22 protein-coding genes are annotated in these 26127 nt (G+C 43.9%); 18 read left to right on the top strand and 4 right to left on the bottom strand.

Annotated features, from left to right (window positions below; translation table 11 throughout):
- Positions 1–5: 5 nt before the first annotated feature.
- The gene (locus VIC_RS13065; RefSeq protein ID WP_006960406.1) at positions 6–1334 is read right to left on the bottom strand and encodes an anaerobic C4-dicarboxylate transporter; all 1329 of its coding nucleotides are present in this window, start codon (positions 1332–1334) and stop codon (positions 6–8) included.
- Positions 1335–1753: 419 nt separating this feature from the next.
- On the opposite strand from VIC_RS13065, the gene VIC_RS13070 reads away from it, so the two are divergent.
- From VIC_RS13070 to VIC_RS13125, 12 genes are all read left to right on the top strand, one after another.
- A complete protein-coding gene (locus VIC_RS13070; protein ID WP_006960407.1) occupies positions 1754–2218 on the top strand; it encodes a low molecular weight protein-tyrosine-phosphatase in 465 nt (154 codons plus the stop codon).
- Positions 2219–2428: 210 nt separating this feature from the next.
- Complete coding sequence (gene wecB, locus VIC_RS13075) at positions 2429–3547, top strand: non-hydrolyzing UDP-N-acetylglucosamine 2-epimerase (RefSeq protein WP_006960408.1); 1119 nt, start codon at positions 2429–2431, stop codon at positions 3545–3547.
- Positions 3548–3564: 17 nt separating this feature from the next.
- Entirely contained in the window at positions 3565–4806 is a 1242-nt protein-coding gene (gene vpsB / locus VIC_RS13080; protein ID WP_006960409.1) for a UDP-N-acetyl-D-mannosamine dehydrogenase VpsB, read from the top strand.
- Between the two features lie 65 nt (positions 4807–4871).
- Positions 4872–6005, top strand: a complete 1134-nt coding sequence (locus tag VIC_RS13085; protein WP_006960410.1) for a VpsD family glycosyltransferase — start codon at positions 4872–4874, stop codon at positions 6003–6005.
- Complete coding sequence (locus VIC_RS13090; RefSeq protein ID WP_006960411.1) at positions 6002–7432, top strand: oligosaccharide flippase family protein; 1431 nt, start codon at positions 6002–6004, stop codon at positions 7430–7432. Before VIC_RS13085 ends, VIC_RS13090 begins: the two co-directional genes overlap by 4 nt.
- Positions 7422–8666 (top strand): VpsF family polysaccharide biosynthesis protein, encoded by a 1245-nt coding sequence (locus VIC_RS13095; protein ID WP_006960412.1) that lies wholly within the window; start codon positions 7422–7424, stop codon positions 8664–8666. The genes VIC_RS13090 and VIC_RS13095 overlap by 11 nt, the downstream gene beginning before the upstream one ends.
- Entirely contained in the window at positions 8659–9159 is a 501-nt protein-coding gene (locus VIC_RS13100) for a serine O-acetyltransferase (protein ID WP_006960413.1), read from the top strand. The genes VIC_RS13095 and VIC_RS13100 overlap by 8 nt, the downstream gene beginning before the upstream one ends.
- Positions 9160–9170: 11 nt before the next feature.
- The gene (locus VIC_RS13105) at positions 9171–10499 is read left to right on the top strand and encodes a phenylacetate--CoA ligase family protein (protein ID WP_039951912.1); all 1329 of its coding nucleotides are present in this window, start codon (positions 9171–9173) and stop codon (positions 10497–10499) included.
- Positions 10475–11584 carry a glycosyltransferase family 4 protein gene (locus VIC_RS13110; protein ID WP_006960415.1) on the top strand — a complete coding sequence of 370 codons (1110 nt, stop codon included), beginning with the start codon at positions 10475–10477 and terminating at the stop codon, positions 11582–11584. The genes VIC_RS13105 and VIC_RS13110 overlap by 25 nt, the downstream gene beginning before the upstream one ends.
- Positions 11581–12747 (top strand): hypothetical protein, encoded by a 1167-nt coding sequence (locus VIC_RS13115; RefSeq protein ID WP_006960416.1) that lies wholly within the window; start codon positions 11581–11583, stop codon positions 12745–12747. Before VIC_RS13110 ends, VIC_RS13115 begins: the two co-directional genes overlap by 4 nt.
- Positions 12744–13475 (top strand): WecB/TagA/CpsF family glycosyltransferase, encoded by a 732-nt coding sequence (locus VIC_RS13120; protein ID WP_006960417.1) that lies wholly within the window; start codon positions 12744–12746, stop codon positions 13473–13475. The genes VIC_RS13115 and VIC_RS13120 overlap by 4 nt, the downstream gene beginning before the upstream one ends.
- A 196-nt stretch (positions 13476–13671) precedes the next feature.
- The gene (locus VIC_RS13125; protein ID WP_006960418.1) at positions 13672–14490 is read left to right on the top strand and encodes an RbmA family biofilm matrix protein; all 819 of its coding nucleotides are present in this window, start codon (positions 13672–13674) and stop codon (positions 14488–14490) included.
- A gap of 217 nt (positions 14491–14707) precedes the next feature.
- Here VIC_RS13125 and VIC_RS13130 read toward each other — a convergent pair whose 3' ends face one another.
- Positions 14708–15922 carry a glycosyl hydrolase family 28-related protein gene (locus VIC_RS13130; RefSeq protein ID WP_006960419.1) on the bottom strand — a complete coding sequence of 405 codons (1215 nt, stop codon included), beginning with the start codon at positions 15920–15922 and terminating at the stop codon, positions 14708–14710.
- 269 nt (positions 15923–16191) lie between these two features.
- Here VIC_RS13130 and VIC_RS13135 point away from each other — a divergent pair, with 269 nt between their 5' ends.
- The 4 genes from VIC_RS13135 (at position 16192) to VIC_RS13150 (ending at position 22177) form a co-directional block, all read left to right on the top strand.
- Complete coding sequence (locus VIC_RS13135) at positions 16192–19041, top strand: beta-prism lectin domain-containing protein (protein ID WP_006960420.1); 2850 nt, start codon at positions 16192–16194, stop codon at positions 19039–19041.
- Positions 19042–19278: 237 nt separating this feature from the next.
- A complete protein-coding gene (locus VIC_RS13140; protein ID WP_006960421.1) occupies positions 19279–20274 on the top strand; it encodes a S1 family peptidase in 996 nt (331 codons plus the stop codon).
- 67 nt (positions 20275–20341) lie between these two features.
- Positions 20342–21331 carry a S1 family peptidase gene (locus VIC_RS13145; RefSeq protein ID WP_006960422.1) on the top strand — a complete coding sequence of 330 codons (990 nt, stop codon included), beginning with the start codon at positions 20342–20344 and terminating at the stop codon, positions 21329–21331.
- Positions 21332–21508: 177 nt separating this feature from the next.
- Positions 21509–22177, top strand: a complete 669-nt coding sequence (locus VIC_RS13150; RefSeq protein WP_031342955.1) for a LuxR C-terminal-related transcriptional regulator — start codon at positions 21509–21511, stop codon at positions 22175–22177.
- A gap of 51 nt (positions 22178–22228) precedes the next feature.
- On the opposite strand, the gene nadE is transcribed toward VIC_RS13150, so the two are convergent.
- Complete coding sequence (nadE, locus tag VIC_RS13155; RefSeq protein ID WP_006960425.1) at positions 22229–23056, bottom strand: ammonia-dependent NAD(+) synthetase; 828 nt, start codon at positions 23054–23056, stop codon at positions 22229–22231.
- Between the two features lie 110 nt (positions 23057–23166).
- Between nadE and VIC_RS13160 the strand changes: the two genes are divergently transcribed.
- Complete coding sequence (locus tag VIC_RS13160) at positions 23167–23679, top strand: nicotinate-nicotinamide nucleotide adenylyltransferase (protein WP_006960427.1); 513 nt, start codon at positions 23167–23169, stop codon at positions 23677–23679.
- A 30-nt stretch (positions 23680–23709) separates the two neighbouring features.
- Positions 23710–24198 carry a hypothetical protein gene (locus tag VIC_RS13165; protein WP_006960429.1) on the top strand — a complete coding sequence of 163 codons (489 nt, stop codon included), beginning with the start codon at positions 23710–23712 and terminating at the stop codon, positions 24196–24198.
- A gap of 34 nt (positions 24199–24232) precedes the next feature.
- Here the strand turns inward: VIC_RS13165 and VIC_RS13170 are convergent, their stop codons facing one another.
- Positions 24233–26092 (bottom strand): putative bifunctional diguanylate cyclase/phosphodiesterase, encoded by a 1860-nt coding sequence (locus VIC_RS13170; RefSeq protein ID WP_006960431.1) that lies wholly within the window; start codon positions 26090–26092, stop codon positions 24233–24235.
- Between the last annotated feature and the right edge of the window lie 35 nt (positions 26093–26127).

Raw genomic sequence — 26127 nt, forward strand, 5'->3', positions numbered from 1 at the left:
TGCTTTTAACCGATAACAACCTGGCCTAGCACGTATCCTAGGCAACATGCCCCAATCACACCTATCAAGCCGACAGACATAAATGAGTGGTTGAAATACCACTTACCGATTTTAGTTGTACCGGAAGTATCAAAGTTTACCGTGGCGATATCTGAAGGGTAATTTGGGATGAAGAAATAGCCGTAAACGGCAGGCATCAAACCAATCAATAGGGCAGGATCTAAGCCGAGCCCTAGACCGACAGGGAGCATCATACGAGCAGTCGCTGCTTGAGAATTGACCACAACAGAGACGATGAACAGTGCCAGAGCGAATGTCCAAGGGTAGCTGGTCACCATTTCGACGATACCTGAACGGAATTGAGGCATGGCATATTTAAAGTATGTGTCGGACATCCATGCAATACCAAAGATGGCAATAGCTGCGACCATACCAGACTTAAATACCACGCCGTTGGGGACATCGCGGGGGTCGGTTTTGGTTGCCAGCAAGATTACACCACCAAAACACAGCATCATCATCTGGATAATGACGGACATTTTTATTGGCTTATCGCCCTCAACAACGGTGCGTATTTCCGGCACCATCGCGATAATGACAATGGTTATGATGGAGGCAAGGAAGATCAGCACTGCGTTGCGAGCAGATGCAGGTAGCACTTCGTCGAGAGAAGTGGCTGTTGTGCTCTCGATACGCTTGCGCCATTCGGGATCTTTGAGTCTCGCCTGATACTCCGGGTCATCATCCAGTTCCTTTCCTCGTTTTAGGCTATACAGGGACATCAGCAGAGTGCCAAACAGCGTTGCGGGAACTGTCACCATCAGGATGGACAGTAAGGTGATGTCATGTTGAATATCGGCAAGCTGAGCGAGGTAGTAGACCACAGCCGCCGATATAGGTGACGCGGTAATCGCTATCTGAGAAGCCACTGAAGAAGCAGCCATGGGTCGCTCAGGACGAATACCATTTTTCAACGCCACATCCCCAATGATAGGCATGATCGAATAGACAGCATGACCAGTACCTAAGAGAAAAGTCATTGAGTAAGTGACGAAAGGGGCGATGAGTGTCACGCGTTTGGGATTTTTGCGCAGAAGTCTCTCTGCCACTTGCAGCATATACTTCAGGCCACCAGCAGCTTCCAAGATAGAGGCACAGGTTACCACCGCAAGGATTATCAACATGACCGTCACAGGTGGCGATGTTGGTGGCATCTTAAAGATGAAGACCTCGATCACCAACCCAATTCCTGATACGACACCTAAACCGATACCACCATAGCGTGAACCGATATAGAGCATTAACAGCAGGAAGAGAAACTCAAAATACAACATAGAGTAATTCCTTAAAATTATTGTGGATAATGACATTGTCAGAAGCTGACGGATAATTTCTTCGCTGATGGTCACACAATACAGATGAGCAAAAATGGAAAGTGCTTTCTAAGACGTTGCTCACAGGGATATCAATGCAACTTACTGACGGTTAACAATAATTTCACATAATTGGAACGCTATAGATAAGTAGCGGCTAAGTTGTAATGTGCTTTTGGAAAGTCGTTCTTCTTAGTAGAAGAATGGATTTGCATACAAGTGTGGCGGATTATAATTGGAATAATAACTCAAATATTGTTTAGCAATTATTTTATATACTCAAAATTGAGACAACTTAGATTACATCAATAAGATAACCTATAGCCGATTTATAGTTTGGGAAAAATATATATAAAATTTGGTTAGTCGCTATGGAAAGTATGCCTTCGATCCTTATTGTTTGTATGGGTAATATATGCCGATCACCACTTGCTGAAGCTGTTCTGAAAACAAAAGCACAGCAGCGTGGCTTAGTACTCAATATTGCCAGTGCTGGAACTATTCGAGATCAGGTTGGCAACTCGCCAGACAGACAGGTTCAATCATTAGCGAGCCAGCACGGTTATGACCTGAATGGTTTGACTGCAACACAAGTGACGAAAAATGATTTTTCTAACTATGACATGGTGTTAGCAGCAGATAAGGCAAACTTGGCTGCGTTATATGACCTCTGCCCTAGGGAGTACAGAAACAAACTTGCGTTGTTTCTTTCGTATTCCGATGTTGATGAAAAAGAAATCCCCGACCCATATAAAGGGAGTCAAGTTCGTCACCAGAAGGCCTTTGAGCTGATTGAACAGGGAAGTGATGGTGTACTTAATTATATTACGTCAATAGCGGCATAAATTTAATTTTTCCAGTTATTAAAAATGAGACACACCAGAAGAACTGTTTATTAATTGATATTGAGTCTTTCTTATATATAAGACTCATTTTTTATCTTTGTATTTATTTTCCTATTGTCTTGCCGGGCTCAGGTTCGGTTGGGTAAGTATTATTTGAATTTTTATCGATAGCGATAAATGACTCTTGGCTTAATTCAGGGAACAAGTGTTGTGAAAAAGGTTTTGATTACGTTTGGTACGCGACCAGAAGCAATAAAAATGGCGCCTTTGGTTCATCAAATGAAAAGTGATTCTCGATTTGAAACCAAAGTATGTGTAACTGGGCAGCACAGAGAAATGCTGCATCAGGTATTAGAGCTTTTCCACGTCGAACCGGACTATGACCTCGATATTATGGAACCGGGTCAAACACTGACAACGGTGACAACCAAGATTTTAACTGGGATGGAAGAGGTTCTTAGCGAATTTAAACCTGATGTTGTTTTGGTTCACGGTGACACGGCAACAACTCTGGGTGCGACGCTCGCCTCGTATTACCAGCAAATTCAGGTTGGCCATGTTGAAGCTGGTCTTCGAACTGGAAACATCTACTCTCCATGGCCTGAAGAAGGGAACCGAAAACTTACAGGTTGCCTAACGAAATTCCATTTCGCGCCCACAAAAACCTCTTTACAGAATCTGGTTGATGAAAACGTGCCTGCCACGGATGTTCATGTGACGGGTAACACGGTTATCGATGCGCTGTTCATGATTCGCGACAAGATTGAAAACGATTCAGATCTTAGAGCAACACTAGACAGTGTGTTCCCAATGCTTGAGTCCGACAAGAAACTGATTCTGGTGACTGGTCATAGAAGAGAGAGCTTTGGTGGCGGCTTTGAGCGTATCTGTCAGGCGCTGTCTGATACGGCATTGCGTCATCCAGATTGCCAGATCTTGTATCCGGTTCATCTAAACCCGAACGTACAAGAACCAGTCAATCGCTTGCTCAAAAACATTCCAAACATCCATTTAGTGGAGCCTCAACAGTATCTGCCATTTGTTTATCTGATGAATAAGGCTCACATCATATTGACGGACTCTGGCGGTATACAGGAAGAGGCTCCATCTCTCGGTAAACCCGTTTTGGTTATGCGAGATACCACCGAAAGACCTGAAGCTGTGGAAGCAGGAACGGTCAAACTGGTAGGTACGGACAGCGATTTGATTTGTCGCGAGCTCACTCAGCTTTTGACTGATCAAACAGCCTATGAATCCATGAGTCAGGCCCACAACCCGTATGGTGATGGGCAGGCTTGTCAAAGAATTGCAGATATTTTAGCGCTTTAAAGATTAAGGAACACACAATGTTTAACAAGGTTTCAGTTGTAGGCTTAGGCTATATCGGCTTACCAACAGCTGCGGTTATTGCTTCACGCGGAATTGAAGTTATCGGTATTGATGTCAATCAGCATGCGGTGGACACCATCAATCAAGGTGAGATTCATATCGTTGAACCGGATTTGGATATCGTTGTTCGCAGTGCGGTAATGACAGGTAAACTAAAGGCAACAACCGTTCCTGAAGCAGCCGATGCGTTTATGGTTGCGGTTCCAACACCATTTAAAGGTGACAACCACGAGCCTGATTTGAGTTACATAGAAAGTGCCGCAAAGGCAATTGCACCAGTGCTTGAAAAAGGCAACTTAGTGGTTTTGGAAAGTACGTCACCAGTGGGTGCTACTGAGAAAATGGCTGGCTGGTTAGCGGAAGCTCGCCCTGACCTGACGTTCCCACAGCAAAGCGGAGATGCTGCTGATGTTAAAGTTGCACATTGCCCTGAACGTGTTTTGCCGGGTTATGTTCTACAGGAACTGGTGAGCAACGATCGCGTGATTGGCGGCATGAGCGATGCCTGTAACAAGCGTGCAGTTGAACTATACCAAACCTTTGTGCGCGGAGAATGTATTCTTACGAATTCTCGTACGGCGGAAATGGCTAAACTGACTGAAAACTCATTCCGTGATGTGAACATTGCTTTCGCCAATGAACTGTCCCTTATTTGTGAAAAGTTGAAGATCAATGTTTGGGAATTGATCAAGCTTTCTAATCGCCATCCACGCGTAAATATTCTTAATCCAGGACCTGGTGTCGGTGGACACTGTATCGCTGTTGACCCATGGTTCATCGTCAACAGCTGCCCAGATGAAGCAAAAGTAATTGCAATGGCTCGTGAAGTTAACGATGGCAAGCCTCTTTGGGTGATTGATCAGGTTAAACAAGCTGCAGATGAATTTAAAAAGCCAGTGATCGCGTGTTTAGGCTTGGCGTTTAAAGCCGACATTGATGACCTGCGTGAGAGCCCTGCGCTGGACATTACCACTCAGCTTGCCAATGAAAATGTTGGGCAGGTGATTGCTGTCGAGCCTAACATTTCTTCGCTGCCGGAAAACCTCGTTAAAGCGGGAGTTGAATTTATGGATCTGGAGCGTGCTCTTGAAGTAGCGAATGTGGTTGTGGTCCTTGTCGATCATAAGCAGTTTAAAGCCGCAGACAAACTCGCTTTCAGTAAGAAAGTGGTCATTGATACAAGAGGTGTTCTGGCGTGATATGAATCAGAGAGTGAAGCGGCTCAGTCATTCACTCTCTGAGCCTTCTCGCTAAAGGTTCGATGATGAAAAAAGTCCTACTAGTGATGCCATTGAGTACCCTTAAATGGGGAAGTGATAACGCCGGTGGCGTTGACTCCGTCTGCCAGCAAATAGTTCAGTCACTTGAGCTCAGCGCGCCTAAAGGTTTTGAGTATGAAATTCTGGCGATCAAAGTGGGTTCGTCGCAACAAGAGTTAAACAAAAGAATTCAACTCAATGAGCGAACTCATATCACTTTCATACCCAAGAAAGGGAAAGTATTTGGACTACCTGTGCCAGGGTTTGTTTTTCAGAACGTTAAGCTAAGTGAGCTTGCTCGTCGCTTTCAACCGGATGTGATTCATAGCCATCTACCGAGCCTTCCACTACTGCCAAGTCGTAAAGCCAGTTCAGTAATTACACTGCACTCATTAGGAAAGGTAGGTCGAAAAAGTCGCAGTTGGCTCAATAACTTAATTTTTGAAACTTTACTGCCTGCTTTCAGTTTGCGCTCTGCTGATCGATTAACTTGCGTGGGTGATATCTTGCTTGATGCGCTACCAAATAGGATGCATGAGAAGGCGTACAAAGTGGGTAATCCGGTTAATGATGTCTACTTTAAGCAAACAAAACGAACAACGTCAGACGCATTGCGCTTGGTGACCTGTTCTTTAATTACACCTCGCAAACAAGTCGATCAGATCATTAGGCTGCTGGCTCGGTTAGCGAATACTGTTAACGTTGATCTAAAAATCATTGGCCCTGTAGATGAGAGCTACGCGAGAGAGCTTAACACTCTTGCTGAAGAGTTAGGCGTCGCAGAAAAAATAGTTTGGCTTGGCCCGATGAATGTTGAGCAGATCAAACAAATGTATGCAGACTCTGATGTCGGAGTATTTCTTTCCCGTGAGGAAACGTTTGGACTTGCGCCATTGGAAAAACTTGCCTCTGGCCTGCCTGTGATCGCGACCGAAGTGGGTATCTTGCAGGAAGAACGAGCCTATTTCCGTGCTGCTGGGGTGCACTACACATCGGCCGACGGATCCGACGAGGAAACTGACAACGTTTTGCAGTTTTTGCACAACCTACCTGTGGTGGATACCGAATCCTTGAAAGCGAAGTTTTCATCACGTGCAGTGGTCGATGAATATCAAAAGCTCTACGGAGAGTTGTTGTGATTAAAAAGCTGCTCACTTATGCTCCTGTTCAGCTCTTTTCTGCTCTAAGCCTATTTACACTTATTGCAGTACAGACTCGCTTTCTTTTGCCGCAAGAGTACGGCTTTCTCGCTGTCTTGATGGTGATTGTAGAAGCGTCACGTTCAGTATTAGTTCAGTGGATCAATAACTGCCTTATTCGCTTCTATCCGAGTGCGGAGCAGGATCGGCAAAAGCAGATCAGCGCGACAGTTGTTCGTTGGTTGATTGGCAATATTCTCTTCTCTTTCTTTGTCATTGGTGTTTTGGTCGCGTTATTGACTGAGTTTGAATGGCGCGTCTTTTTCGCGGTTTACGCCTTTTTTGTCGCTAAAGCTCTTTATCTGTTTTCGATTGAGTATGCGCGTGTGAACCAAAAGTCCGGCCACTACCGCCGGTCTGTAATGACTCAAGCAGTCCTGTCGATACTCACAACCGTGTTATTCCTATCATTTTTTCCCGCTTTAGAAATGGCGTTGCTGTCTTTAGTCGTGAGCTATTCGATAGGATCTGCGATGTGTGTTGGTGCTGGAGCGTGGCATCGAAAAGTGACGCCTGAAACTGCGCTTAAAAAAGAGCTGTTCTCCTACGGCGCACCGCTTATGTTGTCTGGCCTGCTGGGCATACTGGCAGCGAGAAGTGATCGTCTTTTTATTGCCAATCTCACTGGGCTTGAACAAGCAGGGCAGTATGCCGCGATTGCGAATCTATTGTTCGGCATTATGGCGTTGGTTTTTATGGCTATTGCTCTACCGCTTTATCCAGAACTCACCAAGCTTACCGAAGACAGAACACGCCTAATTGCAAAGCACAAGATGTATAGCGGATTACTGTTTGCACTCAGCTTGCCCGCGACTACTGGTCTGTGTTTGCTAGCTCCGGCACTAGTGGGTATTTTCCTTGGTGACGCCTACGCAGATATCGACCTAACAACGTTTTATTTGGTCGCCGCTGCCGCTTTACTGTTTAACTTACGTGCGCATTTCTTTGATCATGGTTTGCAGTTCACCCTACAAACCAAGTACGTGCCTTTGATTATGGCGACTGTTTTATTCGTTCAAGTGCTGGCAGCTTTTGCTCTTATTCCTCAACTTGGCGCGCAGGGAGCAGCAATCGGCATTCTATTGGCCATGTTTGTTGGCCTGTTGCTAACCGCCTTTGTTGGTTGGAAGGCTGGATATCGATACCCGGCTCCTCAATCTGCGCTAAAAACAGTTACCGCATCAGGTGTGATGGCGTTAGCGATTCTTGTTGTCCAGCCATTCCTTGGGCAAATTAACGATGTCTTGGCTCTAATTGTCTCGATTAGTATTGCTTTAGTCGTATATGGCTTAGCGCATTTGCTGTTGAACAGCTTTGAGGTTCGCTCATCTCTACTCAAGCTAAGGAGTAGACAACGTGCTGTCTAAGATCTATTTATTGCCTTTTATCGCAATTACATCTGCGATTCTTCTTGGCGGTTACATGTTAGAAGATCTTGGGGTGCCGTACGTATCTCAAGGGGGATCACCGCTGTTTAAGATCCATTTGTACTCTTATCTGGTTTTGATGGGGTTTGGGTTGGTTTTTCTGTTTGATGGGGTGAAAGGAATTTCTCAACGGTTAGGCAGCTATTACCGTTTTTGGCTGATTGCTTTGGCATGTAATGTTTTCGTGATCCTATATGGTTTTGCCATTCATGGTTCTTCAGGGATGGCCTATTTGGTCAATACGTTTTTAGCACCAGTTTTGATCGTGCCGTTACTGGCTTACCTTAGTGATAATCAAAAATCGTTTCTGCTCAAACTGATTGCCTATCTAATATTACTTAACTCGCTTGTGGCTGTGATGGAATACATGCTCCATTTTCGTCTGGTCAAGGTTGAGTTCCAGGAGTTTTCATTCTTTCGCTCAACGGCATTTCTTACTCACCCTCTTAACAATGCGTTGATCACGGTCAGCATTGCGCTACTCATCGCCAACAAAACCAAGCTACCAAGTTTTGTGTATATGTTGATCGTTGCGTTAGCGTTATTCGCGTTTGGTGGTAGAGCTGCGTTAGCCATCTTTATTTGTGCGGTATCCGTGTCTTTTGCTCCCATGCAGTGGAAAGCCATCACGCAGGGCATCCCTGACAATAAACAAAAAATCGCATTATTCATGCTGATTGGATATTTCGCTTTCTGGGCTGGTGCGTACCTGCTTGTTGAGTCTGGAATTACGGAACGAATTGCATCAAAACTCTATATTGATGGCAGTGCGTCAGCACGATTAAACGTGTTTTACCTCATTGATCAACTTAGCCTTCGTGAATGGTTGCTGGGTGCAAGCCATCGTTTGATGGAATCCATTGAGCTTTATATTGGCATCAATGTAATCGAAAACTATCTCATTGGCTGGATATTCACCTTTGGACTCGTAGGAACTATTCCCTTGTTCTTAGTGGTTTATGTACCACTTACTTATTTTGCGATGACAGGAAACCTTATTGAAAGAATGAGCGTTTTCTCTTTTGCTGTAATCAGCATCACTAACAACTCTCTGACGACGAAAACACCGACCTTGCTATTGCTTTTCACCTGTTTGTACTTAAGCAAGTCATTGAGAGAAAAGTTGTCAGCTCCTCAAAATTTTCAATTAAATTCGGGTTACTCACATGCCTAATGCTATTGCCATCTATCGAATTGCTCGCTGGTTTTATCTGAAGAAAATCCCGCTGATTCCAAAGCTATTCCAGCTGTTTATTTTTATGTTCTATAACTGCCGAGTGCCCGTTAAGTGTCATATTGGTAAAGGAAGTTTTTTCGTCGTTAAAGGTATCGGCGTATCGCTGCATGACAAAACGGTAATTGGCGAGCAGTGCAGTATTGGTATTGGTTGTAAAACGGTGGGTAAAGGGCCGTTTAAAGAAGTCCCTAATGTCGGTGACCGTGTGTTTATCGGCCCAGGAGCAGTGCTGGTTGGGCCGATTGTGGTTGGTGACAACGCGATCATCGGCGCAAACAGTGTGGTGACAAAAAGCGTCCCAGAAGGTGCCATTGTTGGTGGGATTCCAGCCAAAATTATTGGATGGGTAAAAGACAACGATTATGACATCCATGACAATCGTTCTGACGTTGAAGGGACAGCCCCATTCCTTCAGGACCTCCGTGGTTAGGGGATAGTAACGTGTACACCTCGTCGATATATAAGAAATCGCCAATATTTATTCAGAACGTAATGGTGTCTTTACGAGACCTAGTGCGTGCAGCCATTCGTAGTGAAAAACGTGTCGCAGGCTTGAAGGGGCAACTTAGAGAAAACGAATACTCTCATGATGCACTCAAGATCTTTTGTGATTCGCAACTTGAAGCGGCATTGTTACGCGCAAAAAGCACTGCTGCTTACGGAACACATCAACAGCTAGACCAGTTTGCGTTTATTGACAAACAAGATGTCAAAGCCTCACCGGACGCTTTTCTCAACACACAGCTCAACCCTAAAGTGACAGTGAAGGGCAGTACTAGTGGCACAACAGGTACGCCTCTATCGATCCCACAAGACCTCAATTCGGTGCTTAGGGAGCAGGCGTTTGTCTCTCGTCATTTAGAGTGGGCTGGCTACCAAAAAGGCGACAAGCGAGCGTGGATTCGCGGTGATGTAGTCGTGCCACTATCTCAGAAAGTTGGCCCTTATTGGCGCTATTCAGTTTTTGAAAACATGATTCTAATGTCGTCGTTTCATCTGACAGCGGATGCGATTCCGGGTTATCTGACAGCAATGGAAGACTACGGTGTCGATATTATTCAAGCGTACCCATCCTCAATCGCTACGCTAGCCAAGTTCCTAGAAAGCAAGGACTTGTATTACCGAGGCAAATTGAAATCGATCGTGACCTCCTCAGAATCTCTCTCACAAGAAGATCGAGAAGTAATTGAGAAACGTTTTCAGTGCAAGGTGTTTGATTGGTATGGGCTGTTTGAGCGTGTCGCAGCGATTGGTAGTTGTGAACATGGCAATTATCACCTTATTTCTGATTATTCGCATGTTGAATTTCTAGATAGTGGTGATGGCAAGCACGAGATTGTTGGCACGAACTACAACAATGCACTTTATCCCCTCGTACGCTACCGCACTGGGGATCACGTTGTTTTGGCAACTGAACAACGTTGCCCATGTGGAAGAACATACCCTGTTATTGAGAAAATCGAAGGACGCGTTGGTGATTTTCTGCTCGGTGAAGATGGTCAGAAAATCCATATTCTTAACCACATACCAAAAGGTATAGAAGGTTTAATAAGCTGCCAGTTTGTTCAAGAAAAAGCAGAATCAATCAAAGTATTAGTTGTCGTTGACCAAGCCAAGTTTACGACGCAGCAGGAACAGCAACTCATCGCCAACACTAACGAGCGTGTAGGACAAAGCATTACAGTCGATGTTCACAGAGTAGATGCATTACCGAGAACGAAAAATGGCAAGGTGCGTCAGGCCGTATGCAGCGTGGAGAGCAAATTTTGAAAAAGACCATCAATCTGACCATTGCAACTGATATCAAAGGGCAGGGCGGAATTGCAACTGTATTGGGCGTTTACCAACAGTCCGGTTTCCTTGCTGACAATGCGGTAAGGCTGATTGCAACTCACTCTACCAACAATCGACTTGGTCGCGTTGGAGCATTACTGCTTTACATTAGCGCGTTAGTTAAAGTCTTGTTCTATTTTGCGTTTTATCGTGTCGGGTTAGCACATATTCATGTTGCCTCAAGAGGAAGCTATTTGCGGAAATCAGTGCTTGTGAGGTTGATTAAAGCACTGGGTGGCAACGTGATATTGCATTTGCATGGCGCTGAGTTTCGCGATTTCTATGCGAACGAGTGTGATGAGAATAGAAAGAAGCACATTCGTGACACATTCGAAATGTCGGATGTGGTTATTGTGCTCTCCTCTCAGTGGATCGATTGGGCAAGAGCGACTTTTCATCGCTCAGAGCACTTCCAGTTGGTCTATAACGCTGTGCCATCACTTGAGCTTGAAGCATCGTCTACATCTTCTTCAACCATCAGCTTTCTAGGAAGAGTGGGTGAGCGTAAGGGCGTTCATGACCTGCTCAAGGCCATGGTTAGAGTCAAACGACACTGCCCTGACGCTAAGCTTATGATCGGAGGTGACGGTGACGTTGAAAAGTACCGTGCGATGGCAAGGGATTTAGGGCTTGAATCCCATGTGGAGTTTTTGGGTTGGGTTTCTGGTCAACGCAAGCTCGACGTACTGAGACAGACTCAAATCTATTGCCTGCCTAGCTATAACGAAGGGTTTCCAATGGGTGTATTGGAAGCGATGTCGGCTGGTATTGCCGTGGTGTCCACTTTCGCTGGTGGTATTCCTGATGCGATATCTCATGGCAAGGAGGGCACTCTCGTAGAAGCTGGGGACTCAGAGGCCTTGGCTGATGCGCTTATTGAACTATTGATTAATCAAGATATGAATCAAAATTATACCCAAAACGCAAAACAAAAATTTGATGAACACTTTTCTGTGCAAGCAATTATTCCTCAAGTGCAACGTATTTATGATGCCGTGCTTCTCCAAAGGAGCCGCGCATGATTACTGATATTCGTTGCTCACTTTTAGACGATGCCACTCACAATGATTTTGCCGGTTTTGATCCGTTTGATGGATTAAATGCTCGCCTTTTCGATATTTTCCCACGGTTGCGTAATTCGCTATTCGGCCTCGCATGGATTCAGATTTTCAAGCGCTCGAGTATTAATATGCGTCACCTTCTTGGGGTACCAAAGAAGCGCAATCCCAAAGGCGTTGCTTTGTTTATTTCAGGGATGTTAGAGCAATACCAGACCACTCATGAAACTCACTTACTTGAAGAAGCCCAGAAATTGGCTGACTGGTTGTTGGAGCATCAGTGCTGCTCGAAAACTTGGGGTGCTTCTTGCTGGGGGTATCATTTTGATTGGAAAGCCCGGGCATTTTTTGTACCCAAGGGTAAACCCAACGTCATATCAACCATCTACGTAAGCAGAGCTTTGTTCGACCTTGGAAAGCTGACCAACAACCAACGCTATGTTGATGCAGCATGTTCCAGTGCAGAGTTTATTGTTGAGCATTTATACACAGAAGATCAGCAACGACAATTTTTTGCTTATATCCCAGGGGAAAAAGCATTCGTCCATAACGCAAGTTTATGGGCCGCTGCCTGGGTTGGATTTGTTGGTTCTGAGACAGACAACGCGAAATATCAAGAACTTGCTAGAACTGTGGCTTGGCAAAGTATCAATGAGCAGTCACCTGATGGCAGTTGGGTATATGGTGCACGCAGCCACCACCAGTTCATTGATGGTTTTCATACAGGTTATAACCTTGAAGCGTTATACGAACTCAAACATTCGCTGCAAACCGACGAGTTTGACGAGTCGATTGATCATGGGTTGGTTTACTACAAAGAGCATCTTTTTGAAGAAGATGGTACGGCTAAGTACTACAACAATAACCGCTACCCTCTTGATCCGCATTCAGTAGCCCAAGCTGTGATCACCTTAATTAAGGTCGGTGGAGAGCAAGACGATTTAGACATGGCAGGTAAAGTACTCAATTGGTCTGTCAAAGAGCTTTATCTTTCAGATAAAAAACAATTTGTTTATCAAAAGACCGCACGCACAACTAACGCAATTAACTATGTGCGTTGGACTCAAGCTTGGATGTACCTGTCCATGAGTATTTATTTAAAGAATCAGAAAGGAGAAAAGTCATGAGTCGAGTGACATTCTTGGGAAGCCCAATGGACACAATGACCATGGCTCAAACCGTAGAGTCAATAAAAGATCGTATTGAATCCGGAGAGTTTACTCAACACGTGGTTGTGAATGTTGCCAAACTGGTAAACATGAAAAAAGATCACGAGCTGGCAAGATCTGTGACTGAATGTGACATCATCAATATTGATGGTATGGGTGTCGTGTGGGGTGCAAGGTTTCTTGGTCATCAGATCCCTGAGCGAGTCGCGGGTGTCGATCTGTTTCATCATCTCAATGCTATGGCTGAGGCTGAGGCGTTTCCTGTATTTTTCCTAGGAGCAAAACAAGAAGTTGTAGAGAAAACGGCGCAAGTCATGAAAGCCAATCACCCCAACCTCAATATAGCTGGATATCACCATGGCTATTTTTGGGATGATGAAGAAGCTTTAGTAAACAAAATCAAGGAGTCAGGCGCAAAATTACTATTTGTAGCTATTACATCGCCAAAAAAAGAAAACTTCATTAATAAATGGCGGGATGAGTTGGGCGTGGACTTTGTTATGGGAGTAGGAGGTACATTTGATGTGGTTGCGGGTAAGGTTAACCGCGCTCCGATTTGGATGCAAAATGCTGGATTAGAGTGGTTATATCGAGTTATTCAGGAACCAAGAAGAATGTGGAAGCGCTATTTGGTGACTAACTCAAAGTTTGCTCTTTTATTACTGAAAGAACGACTTGGCAAATAATCAATCCTGTCTATATAATTCTTAATGTGACTTTTGTCACTAAAGTAATGTAACAACTGAAAACATTTTCTTTGATTAATAAGTTTAATTATTACCCAAGGTGTTATTGGTTTTTTGTTTGAATGCAAAACACTCAGTTGTTACGCTTTGTTCTGCCGTACTAATCAAATCTATTTATTAACATTTTGGTGTGAAAATGAAAAAACTAATTATCGCTCTACTTTCGGGTAGTATAGCGCTGAGCACTTCTTTGTCTGTATTTGCTGTTGAGAATCAAATTGCGAACGAAGAATTTCTTCTTGATGCACAAATTCAACTTTCTAAAAATCAGGTACCGACAGAAGGTGGGTATTTGTCTGCAAGTATTGATTTAACAAATATTGGTGATGGAGATGCCAGCCTTAAATATTGGGTATCTGTAAAAGGTCCCAAAGGTATTGTATTTCCTGCTAAGTCAGTTGTTGGTGTTAATAGTTCTGAATTTGACAGTGAAAATATTGAAGAAGGGTCTGCACTACATATCGAACGTGGTATTTGGGTACGCGAGTATATGGATGATGGTTTATATCAAGTAGCTGTCGAAGGTGTTAACGTTGAAACGGGTAAAACTTTCTCTAAATCAGAGACGTTTGCTAAGGGCGTAAGTATTGAACAGCCAGCGGCTATCGATGGCCTGATACTAGAAGCATTTGCTGTTAACGACACGATTTTCCCTAGTGAAGGTGGTTATCTGATTCTCGACCTGCAAGCTCATAATACCAGAGATCAATCTGCCAACATTGAGTTCTGGGTAACTGCTGTTGGTCCAGACGGCTTGGCAATTCCTGTTCACGCTCGTGTACTTAAATCGGTACCAGCTCTGGAGGAACTTAGTATTATTCGTGGCTTCACTCTGGACGCTAGCTACCCGGATGGCGAATATACTATCGTACCGCAACTATATGATGTAGATAGTGGCAAACGTGTTGAAGGTGCAATTAAAGTTTATAAAGGTGAACGTGCCGTTACTGACTAAATCTTTCGTATATCCATCATTTCATATTCTGTAGCAGGTATCTTCCTGCTACTTTCTTCATCCATCCCTTCTAAATACCTACATTAGTTTAAGTACTTCCCCATGTAATATTCTCAATATTTTTAAATTCATGTATTTTCATAGCAGGTGCCTCTAATTAAACTCACGAATTAAAGTACGCTTCCACTTGTCACGTGAAGTATCAAACGTTAGAGAGCTAGTTTCCATCGACCTTTAGCGTTTTGGTATTTTCTTCTATTTTTATTTTTTCGGATGACGTATCAATAGAAAGAAAATCGCATCCTGACTCCCCGTCGTACTCGTTACCAACAATATTTACGTTTTCAAATGAGTAGCCACTTTTCTGACTATAAGTTCGAATGATCTTTTTATATTTCTGCTCATTTGTTCCTTCACAGGTAATGTTGGAGAAACGATTATGTGAGACGGAAATATTTTCCACTGACTTTGTCGGTGACTCGTTCGCGGAAAAACTTTGTAGCCTGATCCCCATCGTACTATCGGATACATCGTTATTATGAAACTCAACATTACCCCAGTGTACTGGCTGTTCAGCACGTGTATTGGGGTACACATTCATGACGTAACCGGTGATATTGTCGAATTTATTGTCTTTCACCGAGACATCCGTGTAATAGCTGACTTCTAATGCCGCGCTACTAATATCTTTGAAAGTATTGTGAAGAACAAGAGCACCCTGAACTTGGTGTCGGCTTGAAAGCTTTAGAGTACATCCCTGAAATAGATTGTATTCGAAAGCGATGTTTTGTGTGCCGGGTGCACTAGAGCCCTGAGTCGCCTGCGTGGTGGTGACTTGGCTGCAGTTGCGAAATGTGTTGGCGAACAATGTCGCATCTTGCGAAAGAGACTCCCCTTGATTCGGTCCGGTTGTGACTCTTAATGCCGCGTCACCAAAATTCTCAAACGTATTGTTCGATAGATGGGAGCCAGACGTACTGGCGAGATAAACGCCTTGCTCGCCCCAAACCTGTTTGATGTCACCATTATTTAGACCGATAAAGTGAAGACCACTTATGAATATGTTCTGAGTTTCTTTTATATAAAGTAGGTATTCACCAATAAAATCAGCGCACTTACGCAATACCGCTCCTTGGCTACCAATTAGGGAGATTTGCTTGGTGTTGGTTAAGTACAGCGTTTGACACACATCATATGTGCCTTCAGGGATGACGAGAATGTCCCCAGGGTTTAGAGAAGAGAGGGCGCTCTGAATTGCCTGGCTATCGTCTTGGGAATCGTTACCAATGGCACCAAACTGATCCAGTCTGTACACCTTGTCCTGAGATAACGTGGGCAGAGCAAAAAGAGCGATAATGACGAACAAAGGTATTTTCATAATAAACTGACCTAGCTTGGGCATCGGTACGTTTTCTCGAATTATGGCTGCCATTCTATACGCCGCTGGATATTGAGATAAAAGTTTTTATCTTTTGTCTGTTAAATGAAGCGGTATCCCAATTTAAATGTCTCGTTTCTAAGATGTCTCATTATTGAGGCGTGATATTCTCGCCTAATTGTTGAACAGACCAAATTCCATACAGATAATTTGCGCGAATCAATCCTAACCGCTTATTTCTGGATTAAGCAACGTAACAGAAGAATTACGCCAGTCTTGAGCAATACATTAATTTGGCAACAAATCAGCAAAGGGTGTTCTTAATGGAACGTAAATTATTAGCAGTGGTATTTGGCTCACTTGCATTAGCCAACATCAGCTTGCCTGCCCATGCATCCGAACCTATGGGATGTATTATCAGTCAGCAGTCAGGGGAGAAGTATTGCCTTAAAGCGGGAGAGCGCTCAGGTTATTCACTTCCAAATTGGATCTATGCGCACCCGGTCGATGTTCTCGCTCCGAGTGGTGTTTCTGTTATGTTGAGTGACTGGGATAACTTGTCATACAACAGACTAGCCGTTTTTGACTCTTATACGTCAAACGAACAACTTAAAAATGTGAAAGCGTATAACGGTCGTTACTTAGACTTTTCTAAGCCTCGTTCGATGCGTGTATTGGCGTCGGAGCAATACCCAGAAGCATGTATTGTCAGCCTAGAGAATGATGAACGTTACTGTCTAAAAGAAGGACAACGTTCAGGTTACTCGTTACCTGAGTACATTAAAGGTCATGAAGTTGAAGTCCGTGCTCCAGAGGGGCTTGGGGTGATGCTAAGTGATTGGGACAACCTATCTTACAATCGCCTAGCGGTATTTGGTGGTTACAAGTCTAATGCTCAGCTAGAGTCAGTTAAAGCGTACAACGGTGAAATCCTTGATTTCTCAAACCCACGCTCTATGCGAGTTTTGGCTTACACTGAGCCAGATAAGAAAATCGAGACTGAGCTGAAATGGTCTTGGCAGGGTAGCAGCTTTAAACCCGAGTCTGATCAGGTAATGGTAACGCCAGTTACCGCTCAGCTTAATGACGACAACGGTGATGGTCGAATCGATAACCAAGACGTCGCAGATGTGATTGTTGTAACGTTTGAAGGCCGCAATTATTCAAGCGGTGGTCTTGTTCGAGCACTAAGTGGTGTGGATGGTTCCGAGCTATGGAGCTACGACAATGGCGGTGTTATTGCAGATGCTCGCTACAGTCCTGCTGTTGCCGATCTTGATCATGACGGTGTGGTGGAAATTGTCACGACCAGTACAGGCAGTGACTTCATCAAGGTGCTAGATAATCACGGTAATGTGAAGAAGCAGATTGCGACTATTGAGTCTGGCTGGAGAACAGTCGGTGACATCGCATTAGCAGACTTGGATGGCGATGGTGATATTGAAATTCTGTCTGCGGATGGCGTCTACGATTATCAATCTGGTCAGCTAGTGTTTAGCCATACTTGGTCTCCAGCATCAATCAGTGGTGATTTTGACGGTGACAACCGCCAGGAAGTGTTTGCTGATGGTACTTTATTCCAAAGCTCTGGAGCTGTTGATTGGCAGTACAGCGCAGCTGATAAAGTATGGTTCTCTTCATTGGTCAACCTAGATTCAGATAAGAACCCTGAGTTGGTCGTCTCTGTTCCGGCAAGTTACTCGTCGGCTCAGAACAGCTCACTTGCAGTGTTGGAGCATGATGGTTCAACTAAATGGGAAATCACTAACGAGAACAACCCAGGTGGCGGCGTTCAAGCTGTTTCAAGTTTCCTAGCTGCGTACAGTGAGTCAGTGACTCAGCAATCGGAAGTTTTTGGTTACGAGAAAGGCAATGTGGAGTCGGCACAAGTCGGTAATGACAGCCTGCTCTATGTCCGTTCTGGTGCTGCAATCGATGCGATTGGTACGGATGCCCATAACACGATTGGTGGTAATGGCGGAGCACTTCGTGATCCTATCGATCTTTCAAATGTTACGGCAATTGACGTCACATACGGCAAGTACTTCTGGGGTGGTCGCCATCTCCTGGCAATGGAATTCTCTCTGAAGAATGGTTCATCAGTCATGGTGGGATCTAAAAACTATGGCTACCATCTGCAAACCAAGCGCTTTGTTCTTCCTGAAGGTGAGAGCGTTACGGGCGTTAACGTTTGGTCGCAAGGTTGGCTGGTTGAAGGCGTACAGTTTGAAACGGCAACGACAGCAGGTACAGACAGCATCGGTATTGTTTACGCAGGTTATAAAGCCGTTGATATGTACAATGCTAAAGGCGAGTTAGTTTGGTCTGTTGAAAACGACGATATTGGTAGCGGTAAGATTGGTGTCTCTGCGTACGACTTTGATGCTGATGGTATCGACGAAGTGCTTGTACAGGATCATTTCAAAGTACGAATCCTTGACGGTCAAACTGGTAAAGAGTTAGCTGTTATCGATAACTCAACCGGAACTTTGTGGGAATACCCAATCGTTGTTGATCTAGAGGGTGATAACAATGCTGAAATGATCGTGGTCGCAAACAACTACGACGGTAAGTACAGCATCAACAAGGGCGTGTATGTGTATCAGTCTGCTCAGGATGACAAACCATGGACTAACGCGACGCGCATCTGGAACCAACACTCGTTCAACCTAACGAATATTACACAGGCGGGACAAATTCCTGAAACGTATCAGCCAAGCTGGCTAAGTCACAACACTTACCGCTCGAGCACGCTACGCGCAGGTAAAACGGAGTTTTCTCCTATCTTTGGTTACCCGAATGGTGATGTACAAAAAGCGGAAGTGACAGCGAGCAACTTGCTTTACGTACGTTCCGGCTTAGCGATTGATGCAGTAGGTACAGAGCTTAATGCGCTAATTGGCGGTAACGGAGGCGCGCTACGTAGCCCTGTTGATTTGAGCCAAGTAGAGAGCATCGAAGTCAGCTCGGGCCACTACTACTGGGGTGGTAACCATATCGTTGCGTTGAAGTTTAAGTTCAAGAATGGTTCTTCAGTCATGTTGGGATCTAAAGGCTACGCTTCGCCAATCAAAGTCGAAACTTTCGATATCCCTCAAGGTAAGCAGATCAAAGCAATCAATGCTTGGACTGCGGGTTGGTTAGTCGACGCGATTCAGTTCGAACTGAACTAATTGCCACTTAAGCTAGTACATATAATGCCAGTCAGATTCTCTGACTGGCATTTTTTATCCTCATTTTGTCGAAAGTAGCTCGACATATCAGTTTCTATAGTAGATATGAGTCTTAACCAAGTTAACACTTTGGGTCAAAAGATAGCCCGAACGCATGAAATCTCTCGACGTAAGTAATTTCTGATATGTACTATCAGACCTGATATTAATGATAATAATTCGCATGGAAAATTTTGTATGAGAAAGCTATCCATACTTTTACCGTTTGCATTGTTTGCCAGTGGTTATGCTCAAAGTGCCGAGATTTCGCCCTATATAGTGAACGGTAGTTACGCTAACGTAACGACATACCCCTCGATAATAAGCTTGTTTAAAGATCGTATTGATTATGACAACAAGTATTATGTCGGAAGTTACTGTGGCGGGACGTTACTAAATGATCAGTATGTTTTAACTGCTGCGCATTGTATTTATGGTGACGAAGAAAAGCAGTTGTTTACCTCCGCCGTACCAAAGCTTCAAAACGAGTCAGATTTTCCATATAGCGTCATTGAACGTGTGATGGTAAATGAGATTTACTATAAAAGTACCTATAACGATTCGACTTTAACCGATGATATTGCGATTTTGAAGCTTGCAACCCCTATGCAAACATCAAGTTCAGCAGACTACGTAGTTAGAGTTAGTACTGGTGATGATACTACATATAGAAGTACCTCTGAGACCTTTCACGCGGTCGGGCACGGGAATACAGAACCTGGAGCGGACAATAATGATAATCTGCTATTCACTCAACTCCAATATGTAGCCAACTCATCTTGTAATGTTTACACAGGTGTTGATACCAGTGCTAACCTTTGCATGGGGTGGCCAACACCAAGTAGCAATGGTCTCGATAATGCTACTTGTCAAGGAGACTCGGGAGGCCCGCTATACTGGTTGGATGGCAGTACCTACAAGCAAGCCGGTATTACAAGCTTTGGTCCTGCAAGTGGGTGTGGAAATCCTGCAGTTGAACCTAACTCAGTGTTTACTGAGGTTTTAGATCACGAAGCATGGATAGTCTCTGTGCTTAGCGGCTCGGAAACGCCTGTTCGGACTATTAGTGACTCAGATCGAACTAGTTATTTAAATTCAACGAACTCTTCTGGAGGCGGTGGCGGCGGTTCACTTGGCTATCTGTCTTTTCTATTGATAAGCGCCGCCTTATTTAGAAGGAAATTAACAAGTTAGAATCTAAACCGTTTGCCCTTTCGTAAGCTAAACTTAATGTTGACGGATGCGAAAGGGAGACGGGAAAATGAAAAATCCAATTTGGTTCCTTAGCCTAATACTGGTTAGCTCCCGATTGCTGGCTGTCGACGTATCGCCTTATATCGTGAATGGCAGCAACGCGAATATCGTCAATTACCCATCTTTTGCCAGCCTTTTTTACCGCAACGGAAATACTTACAGTACCTCGAGTTATTGCGGCGCGACTATGATTAACAGCCAATACGCGTTGACCGCGGCTCACTGTATTTATGGTAATGAAAGTACCATGTTATATACGGTTGTCGTCCCCCAGTTAGAAGATGAAACGAATTTTTTATCTACTCAACAAGCAAAAGCAGAAGAGTTTTATTATCCGGATGACTACATTGATTCAGGCTCTGAGCTGTGGCCCAATGATATTGCGATTATAAAACTTGAATCTCCACTGTCCGTATCTGATTACACCTCTCTTCTAAATACCACTCTCAATAACAACTTTCCCAGCTCAGCAGACTACAAAGCGATTGGACATGGTCTGATAGAAGGGGGAGGAAATGGAACCCAGCTTTTGGAAACGTCGCTAGACTATATATCGCTTGCTAGCTGTCAAACGCAGTACAGTAAAGTAACCGATAAACAAATCTGTTTTGGCGGGCCTCAAATTGGCAGTTATCAAAACTCCACGTGTAATGGTGACTCAGGAGGGCCAGTCTATTGGTTCAACGGTGTTCAATACATACAAATAGGTATTACTAGTTTTGGTCCCAGCACTTGTGGAGACCCATCCTTGAATGTCACTTCTGTGTTTACCGATGTCTATGACTACATTGGTTGGATCAACAACGTCATTAATGGGCAAGTCACACCAAAGTACTATGTTACAACCGTTAACGGGAATAGGGTGTTGAATAGTAATGTGAATGGCAACTCTGTCGCAGCGACTTCGGGTGGCAGCAGTGGGGGCTCGCTGCACTATGCCGCTTTATTGATGATGATTGTAATATACTGTCGAAGAAAACTGACCTCAGCTCACTGATTTAGCCTGATGTTAGCTAAATAAAATCGTTCTCAAAAGTGAGAATTGTGCGTAAATAATTGAAAGATATCTTCTTAATGGTGTATTTAGCCAGCGAACAATGATTTGCTATGTTGACTAATTTTAACTAAACGATAGTTTTAAATTACATAATAAGTTGAGCCGGAGAGTTCGCAGATGGCAAATAAATGTACCCACGAGATAACACTTCTTTCAGATGTAAGCATGCAGTCTAGATTGTTTAAAGACTCTTTGGAGCAGGGCATTCAGTTAAACGTGTCAATTGTTCCGGTTGAAGAACTTGAAGCGTGCGAAGGTGAGACTTCCGTTCTCGGCGACTATATTCTGTTCGACTATCATTATTTGGATGATGAAAAGTTCGATTTCTATAATCAAGTTCGATCAAAAAGTTATAAGAATTCTAAAGAGATAGTCATTAATTGCCCGAAGGATGTCCCATCCACTCAACTTTTCAAATGGCGTAATTTGGTCGGTGTGTTTTATGTCGATGATGACATCTCGTTATTGCTCAAAGGCATGGAAAAGATCATGCAAGATGAGATGTGGTTATCAAGGAAAGTTGCGCAAGACTATATTGAACACTTCCGCTGTGCTAACAGCGTCACCACATCACAGGCATACGCTAATCTGACTAAACGCGAGAAAGAGATCATGCGCTTACTGGGCCATGGTGCATCCAATCTACAGATTGCAGATGAGCTGTTTGTCAGCGAAAACACGGTTAAGACACATCTACACAATATTTTTAAGAAGATAAATGCCAAGAACCGTTTGCAGGCTTTACTGTGGGCAAACAACAACATTGCGCTAGAAGAAAGAGTCTAGAAGCGTTTAAGGTAGCCATTAAAAACGGGAGCTGAGAGCTCCCGTTTTTTATTAGTCGTATATGGTTGGAATAGGTTGACGCTTATGCTGTGTGGCTTTGTAGATTGCGACCAACCTGTCTGACGCTTCCTGTGATACTGGCTTACCTTCTAAGAAGTCATCAATCTGATCATAAGTGAGATTAAGAGCATCTTCATCGGCCTTTTGTGGAGCCAATTCTTCAAGGTCAGCGGTAGGTGTTTTCTTTACAAGAAGCTCTGGTGCACCTAGTGTTGCTGCAACTTCACGTACCTGACGCTTGCTCAAGCCAAATAACGGGGCAAGGTCACATGCGCCATCACCGAATTTGGTATAGAAACCTGTGATGTTTTCCGCTGAGTGGTCTGTCCCAAGTACTAATCCACCAACATAACCGGCAATTTCATATTGAGCGACCATGCGAGCACGTGCTTTTACATTGCCTTTGACGAAATCGATCTTAGATGCCTGCTGAGGCAAAAGTTCAGTATGAGCGAGTGCTTCGCGGGAGGCGGCGTGCAGGCCATCAACTCCAGCTTTAATATTGACGGACACAGAGTGAGTTGGCTGAATGAACTGCAACGCTATCTGGGCTTCATCTTCATCTTTTTGTTCACCATAAGGTAGACGAACTGCGATAAACTGGTATCCGCCATCGGTTTCTTCATTCAGCTCATTGACGGCAAGCTGTGCTAGACGACCACAGGTTGTTGAGTCGACACCTCCACTGATACCCAGTACTAACGCTTTGCATCGTGCTTCCTGCAACTTGCGCTTAATAAATTCGACACGACGTGATATCTCAAACTGAGGGTCGATTGATGGCAATACGCGCATCTCGTCGCGAATTAGCTGTTCCATTATGTTTCCTTCCTGCAAGCAATGATTTTTAGAAAATAATGGTAATATCATACCTAAATGAACAGATTAGAAAACTGTGAACAGTGATTTCACAATCATCAGGAAAGAAAATGAACAAAATCGCAGTATTTGGCAGTGCATTTAACCCGCCGAGCCTTGGACATAAGAGCATTATTGATTCGCTTATGCATTTCGATAGGGTACTGCTACTTCCTAGTATTTCTCATGCTTGGGGTAAAGAGATGCTTGATTATCAAGCACGTTGTGAACTGGTGGATGCATTTATTGAAGACTTGCAGTCGAGCAATGTCGTGCGGAGTACTGTTGAAGAGACGCTTTATCAGCCAAACCATAGCGTAACGACATTTGCGGTTTTAAGTGAATTGCAGCGTCAATATCCAGAATATGAAATAACTTTCGTAATTGGCCCTGATAATCTTTTTAATTTTGCTAAATTTTATAAAGCGGATGAAATACTTAATCGCTGGTCAGTGATGGCATGCCCTGAGACCGTGAAGGTACGTAGTACGGACATAAGAAAGGCAATAAGTGATAAAAAAGACATTAATTCACTTACTACGCCTAAAGTTTGCCAAATGTTGGTCGAAAAAGGGTATTATTAACGAATGCTGTACTAATTATTTGGGGTGTGAATGAAAACTCATGCATTGATATTGCTAGCAAGTCTGGCTTCTTCAACTATTGGTGCATGTGAGCTATATAGCTCTGGCTATCAGTCTGATTCGGTTTTATTTCATTCCTCACAAGGTGTGTGTTTTTCCTTACTTGACGGTATTCAATACACCGCTGACAAACTGGATGCGTTCGATGACTGGGTATCAGAGGAACAATCTCCAGATTATTCTTCTTATTGGTCTGATTGGGTTCTGCAAACAGAGACTAACCCTATACTGAGTCAAAGTTTAGCCTCTAATTATATTGGCATTGGCGTTTGGGTACCGTCTGAGTTGGAAGATCAGATTAATGTCTCTGATACAGAAAATTGGATCATGAGCCATGGCCTTCAACTCAGTCTAGGCTTCGGTGATAAGAAGCCGGGAGAGCCTCGACTCCGATTAGATTATCGCTGGCACGATGACTACGAGCGCGATGTTATCATGCAGCTTGAGTTACCTTTCTAATGAAAAGTGAAATGGACGCAGCGAGCGTCCATCTTTAAGATTTGAACATGTTCACGACGGTTGGTGGTTCATCCTGAACGGTGTGTGAAGCCTGTATATCAATAATCGTTTTAGGTTTCTCTGGGCGTGAGTAGAAGTAGCCCTGAATCTGATAACAATCCATCTCATGCAATTTCTCTAACGCTTCTTGGCTCTCCACTCCTTCAGCCACTAAATCAACTTTGAGCTGTTTAGCAAGCTGAATAATCAGCCAGACTACGCGTTCCGATGTTTCGTTACACAGCATGTTGCGAATGAAAGTTGCGTCAATCTTAATACAATCAATGGGGTAACTGTGAATGTAGTTAAGGCTTGAGTATCCGGTACCAAAGTCATCCAGTGCAACGGTAAAGCCTAATAGCCGTAACTGGTCCAGAATAAATCGAATTTCATTGGTCTGAGACAGTAAGACGGTTTCGGTTAGCTCAATCGTAAACTCATTAGGTTTGAAGCCATAACGGTGGATGGTCGATGTGAGGTGCTTTAAGTAACGATTAGTATCATTGAGTTCATGCGCTGAGCAGTTGATTCCAAGTTTGACCTTGTAACCAAGGCCTTGCTCAAGTTCCTGCTTTGCCTGACAAGCGAGATCGACAATACGTTCTCCCAACTCCACAATCAAACCTGACTGCTCAGCTGCTTCTATGAATTCCAATGGGGAAATCATTCCAAGTGCGCTGCTTTCCCACCTAGCGAGGATTTCAAAGTAATCCCAGTGTTCTTGGTTTCGACGCACTATAGGTTGCGCTAGCACATAGATTTCGCTGGGATTAAGGTTCGATGGTGAGAGCTCGTTGCGCAGTGCGTCAATGACCATAGTACGTCGATAGTATTGCGCGCTGAGGTGGGTGTCATAACATTGCACTTGAGAGTTTCTTGACTGCTTGCAATCTTTCAGAGCTAAGCTGGCGTTGAGGATGAGCTGATCGGCAGTGAGTCGATTATCTGATTTTCTCGCAATGCCTATGCTGACATTGACTTTGATATTGTGTGCAGGGTCTTTATAACCGGACTCCAACTTGTGCAATATTAAGCGGCACACTTCGAGCGGGTCTCTATTGTACGTAATAAAGGCAAATTCGTCCCCCGCAATTCTAAAGGCTAACTGTCTGTCCTGAATCGAGGTTTCAATCGCCTTGGCAACAAACTTAATAACTTGGTCACCGATATAGTTGCCGTACAAGTCATTGATGGACTTAAAGCTGTCAATATCGACATAGGCTAGAGTGAATGAGTCTCCACTGGTTTCCGACAATCTTTCGAGCTTGTCGGATAAAAAGCTTCGATTGAGCAAGCCTGTGAGATTGTCGTGCGATACTTCATAGCTAAGTTGATTGACGAGACTCTCCGATCGTGCCGAGAGCCACTTAGCTCTCAAGCTATGCACTACGACATTAGCGAATAGAGTGTGGTAGTAAATCAACTCTTCACTTTGCTCAATTGGGGTTCTAAAGGCTGATAGCAAAATGCCAAGCACATCTCCAGAACGAGTTCTCAGCGGAATACCAAGGTAAGCCTCAATATTATTCTCTCGAATGTAGATATCTTCAGGGAAGTCTTTTGCTACACCTTTGGGGTAAAGTACAAAGTCAAGATCTGACTTGCTAACGTGTGCGCTGGGAGTTCCTCTCAGGGCATAGGAGAATGGTTTTTTTAAAGCGCTATCGCTAGCATGAGATAACATATGAGCATTGGAGTTGAACTTATCAATCTCTATCACGCAGGTGCAAAAAGACTCAAAATGCTGATGGAGCACTAAAGTGACCTGATCGAGTAGCTGCGCACCGTCTAATTGAAGAGTTTGATTAACCACATCTAAGCTAATAGACGTAGTTTGTTCATGTAACCTAGCCATTTGAGTACCCTACCTTATCGTGATTTAAATCACTT

Origin of the sequence: Vibrio coralliilyticus ATCC BAA-450 (genome assembly GCF_000176135.1) — a bacterium.
In the GTDB taxonomy this organism is placed as follows: Bacteria; Pseudomonadota; Gammaproteobacteria; order Enterobacterales; family Vibrionaceae; genus Vibrio; species Vibrio coralliilyticus.